The sequence below is a fragment of the Segatella copri genome (assembly GCF_002224675.1).
Lineage (GTDB): Bacteria > Bacteroidota > Bacteroidia > Bacteroidales > Bacteroidaceae > Prevotella > Prevotella copri_U.
Map to the genome: position 1 here is coordinate 1 of NZ_NMPZ01000052.1, position 3,868 is coordinate 3,868.

A 3,868-nucleotide genomic window follows, 5' to 3' on the forward strand; every position below is an offset into this window, starting at 1 on the left:
GGTTTCTGTCCCCGGCAAACGGGGGAAATGAAGGGGTGTAAAGACCATTGAACGGAGGGATTCATACGTTAATCTGGGGGAGATTAGAGCAAGAAGCAAAAACTTCCCCCAAAAATTTGGTAGTTTCACCGAAAACCCTTATATTTGCACAATGAACAGAGAAATGGAGTATAAGCTCCATTAAAAACAATAAAATTACGCTGTTATGATTAGTAAGAATGTACAAAATATGATTCCAAAGATACAAGATTTCTTTGGTAGCCAGCCAATAACAAAGGCTTGGCTCTTTGGTTCATGCTCACGAGGAGAAGAAACTACTGATAGTGACATAGACATTCTTGTAGAGTATGATCGTCAGCATAATCGAATTTCTCTGATGAAAATAGCAGGTATTATGTTGAATTTGGAAGACTTGCTTCATCGCAAGGTGGATATAGTAGAGGCTAATCGTCTCCTCCCTTTTGCTCAAGAAACAGCCAACCAAGATAAATTCTTGATTTATGAGAGAAAAAGTTAGAGATAGGGGAAGGTTAGAGCATATTTGACATGTCCTTGTGCATGGCTATTATACAATAGATCCCGAAAGCCTTTGGGACACGATAGAAGTTGACATTCCTGAGTTGAAACCTTGGATAGTTAAGTATCTGTTGGAGTAATTAAAAAAACTTATATTTTTTGCCGTCCCCATGCGGTCCCATCCCGCACAACCTGGCGAGACCTTTGATTGGTCCGCCAACCCTAAAGCGTAGCGGTTCTGAGCACCGGAGGGCGGTTACATCCCTAATCCCTATGGTAGGGATTTAGGGCTTGGGTATAGGGTAAGGACCCCCTCTTCGCAAGAGGGGGACAGGGGAGTCGAAAAAATCACAGAGCGATACTGCAACGAGGAACAAAAATATAACTTTTTCCCAAAAATAGAAAGGTGTAACTACTAGTAATATAGTAGGGACGCTGTATTGGTGATATACGTTAATCTGGGGGAGATTAGAGCAAGAAGCAAAAACTCCCCCCAAAATTTGGTAGTTTCGAGGAAATATCCTATCTTTGCAGAAAATTAGAACTCATAAAATGTTGCAACATGAATATCCGAGTGATTATAGATAAGTTAGGTCCTATCCAGAATTCTGAGATAGAGTTTAAGCCTTTCCTGGTTTATACTGGTGAATCAGGACTGGGTAAGAGTTATACGGCATTATTGTGGTATAACCTTCTTACTGCTATGACTTCTGAGAGACTTTCTGAATTTATCAGAATGAAGTCTAACGGAAGCCAAAAGGACGAACTCACTCTTAAATTTAAGGATTTCAGAACATGGCTTAACCAAAATACTAGTGCATACTTGGGATATTTATTGGGTAATACTAATTTTGATTGTGCGGTCAATTATGTGTTCGAAGGGATTGATGATGAGATGGGGCTTTTATTGAGACGGCAGAATTATGATTTAGTCAATGGTTTTTGCCGCTATGCAGTTAATGAAGCTTCTATGATATTCCCTGAGGATATGGATAGTAAGGTTATGATGAGTATTATCCTTTCCTCATATTTAACAGATAAGTGTTTGGGAATTGCATTAATTCAGCCTTTGATCCTCCCTCCTGCTAGAGCAGCCTTTATGGGTGCTAATACAACATCTCCTATAGGAATGTATCGTGACTTTTTACAACAGTTGGATGATCTCAAAACTCCTTCTCGCATTGCAGTAGCAGATAATCAATTCTATGCAAACTATATCGCTAAGTTGGTAGATGGCAAGATAGTGTTGGAGAATGGTAGCGTGTTCTTGCAGTTTGCATCTGGTGAATTGATACCAGTAAGTGCTGCAGCATCTTCTGTCAAGGAGTTGATGCCATTCTTGTTGATGCTTCAAAATGGCAAGAATCGCCAGTATAACAGCTTGCTGTTTGAGGAACCAGAGGCTCATGTTCATCCGAAGAAGCAATTCTTGGTGATGGATATGCTAGCAAGATGTTGCAACAAGGGCATGCTCATCCAGATGACTACCCATAGCGACTATATGTTGGGACGAATGAACCAGTTGCTGCTTTTAGGCAAAATCAAGCAAGCTTCGGAGGCTTCTTTCGGGCAATTCTGTGAAGCTCATCTGCACAATAAGAATTTGTATCTCACAGACCATCAGGTGGGAGCCTATTACTTTAAGCGTGAAGAGGGTAAGGTTGTCATCGAGAAGCAAGATTTGGCAGAAGGCTTGCCATTCAGTTCTTTCGAACAGACAGTGAAAGACCAGATGGACTTGTCGGCTGACATCTCAGAAGTAGCTGAGCAACTTGGCATAGTATCTAATCTATAAAAAGTGAGTGATATGGATGCAACGATAGAAGAGTTTGGCAAGCTTTACCCTGCTTATGCTACCTTGTATTTCAAGGATGAGTGCGAGATAGTAGAAACGGCTCCCAAATCAGAGTTGGACTTTAGACGACTTGTCGTTTCTGGTGGAGAAGGTTATGCTTTTCCGCGAGAGCTGGCAGGTGATTCGGTCTCCTTTTATAGTAAGGCTGGTTGTCAGGAACCCATGCTTCTCAATAGTGATGGTATCTTTTTTGCGGAGGTTGATGGCAGGAAATGCTTGTTTGTTTGCGAACTGAAGAGCTCCTTTGGCGTTGCTCAAATCAGCCATGCCAAGGAACAGATTGTGGGAACATTATTGCGCTTGCAGGCTCAGCTTAGCATTCTACAGTCTCTTCCTGAATGGGAATACCATGGAGTGATTGTATCCTACGAACCCACAGGTAGCCAATTGGTCGTAGCAAGCAAGTTGACGAGTCGTGATGCCAGCTTCTCTAGATATTTGTGTGCGAAGAAGCACAAGCTGATTTCATCTTCTATCGCCAATAAGTATTATGCGCCTTTGGCATTGCCAGACGTTAATATCCATTATGTTGCTGTTCCTGATAGGCAGAATGAGTATCAGGTAGATTTGAGGGAATTGTTAAGATTGTGATTAAAAAGATTGGTAAGCAGTCACTTTAGGATGTCTTGCATACTATATACCGACTTACGATACTTCGAAAACTTATTCTTCTCGGTTGCAGATATTGTCGAAAGACAATCTGCTACTTAAATCTGGGGGTGATTAGAGCAAGAATCAAAAACTCCCCCCCCCAAAAAAAAAATTGGTAGTTTCACCGAAAACCCTTATATTTGTAGGCGTAATTGAAATAAAAATAAAGAATTATGGGAAAGATCATTGATAAGATGATAACAAAGATAGTTACAGAAGAGGGTATCTAAGGTTTCGAAAGAAGAAATGGATAAGGTAGCAATACCTGTTTATAAAAAGTTAATCTAATGGAGCGATTGATGCACTAGTACCCTTTTCGTTAGCCAGGCGGTCCCATCCCGCAAACCTGGCGCAGACCTTTGATGGTCCGCCAACCTTATAGCGTAGCGGTTCTGAGCACCGGAGGGCGGTTACATCCCTTGCTCCTGAGTAGATGATACCACCGCCAGAAACCTAGCCGCCCTATAATTTAAAAAAGAGAAGAAAAAACTATTCCAGGATAAAATGAACCAATTTGAACCATTTTTCTGAATCTCTACTTAAGAGATACAGAACAACGGAAAATTTCCTTTTAATCAGAGACTTATCAGATTTCATCCAAAACCAACTCAAAAAAAAGTTGCTTTTTGCTGAACGAAATCAAAAATTTAACAGGCATAATTCGCTTATTTACAATAAAATTCGTATTTTTGCAGCGCGATTCAGTATCTCTTAAGTAGAGATTCAGAAGAACGAGACGATTTAAGAACTTAAAAGATGGCTTTCAGGCAAGCAGAATGGTATATGATATATAATTTGCTTCAAGCAGCTCGCTTTGCATTTCGTATGCAGCAGGCAGAAAGACAT

Annotated in this window: 4 protein-coding genes; all 4 read left to right on the forward strand. The window is 40.6% G+C overall.

All coding sequences use genetic code 11. The features are described from left to right. Positions 1-205: 205 nt before the first annotated feature. Positions 206-517 carry a nucleotidyltransferase family protein gene (locus CFT61_RS16130; RefSeq protein WP_089545413.1) on the forward strand — a complete coding sequence of 104 codons (312 nt, stop codon included), beginning with the start codon at positions 206-208 and terminating at the stop codon, positions 515-517. Between the two features lie 37 nt (positions 518-554). Then, positions 555-656, forward strand: coding sequence for a HepT-like ribonuclease domain-containing protein (locus CFT61_RS16135; RefSeq protein ID WP_089545414.1), 102 nt, complete (start codon positions 555-557; stop codon positions 654-656). A gap of 422 nt (positions 657-1,078) precedes the next feature. Next, positions 1,079-2,311, forward strand: a complete 1,233-nt coding sequence (locus tag CFT61_RS16140; protein WP_089545415.1) for an AAA family ATPase — start codon at positions 1,079-1,081, stop codon at positions 2,309-2,311. Positions 2,312-2,323: 12 nt separating this feature from the next. After that, entirely contained in the window at positions 2,324-2,962 is a 639-nt protein-coding gene (locus CFT61_RS16145) for a hypothetical protein (RefSeq protein WP_089545416.1), read from the forward strand. The last annotated feature ends 906 nt before the right edge of the window (positions 2,963-3,868 follow it).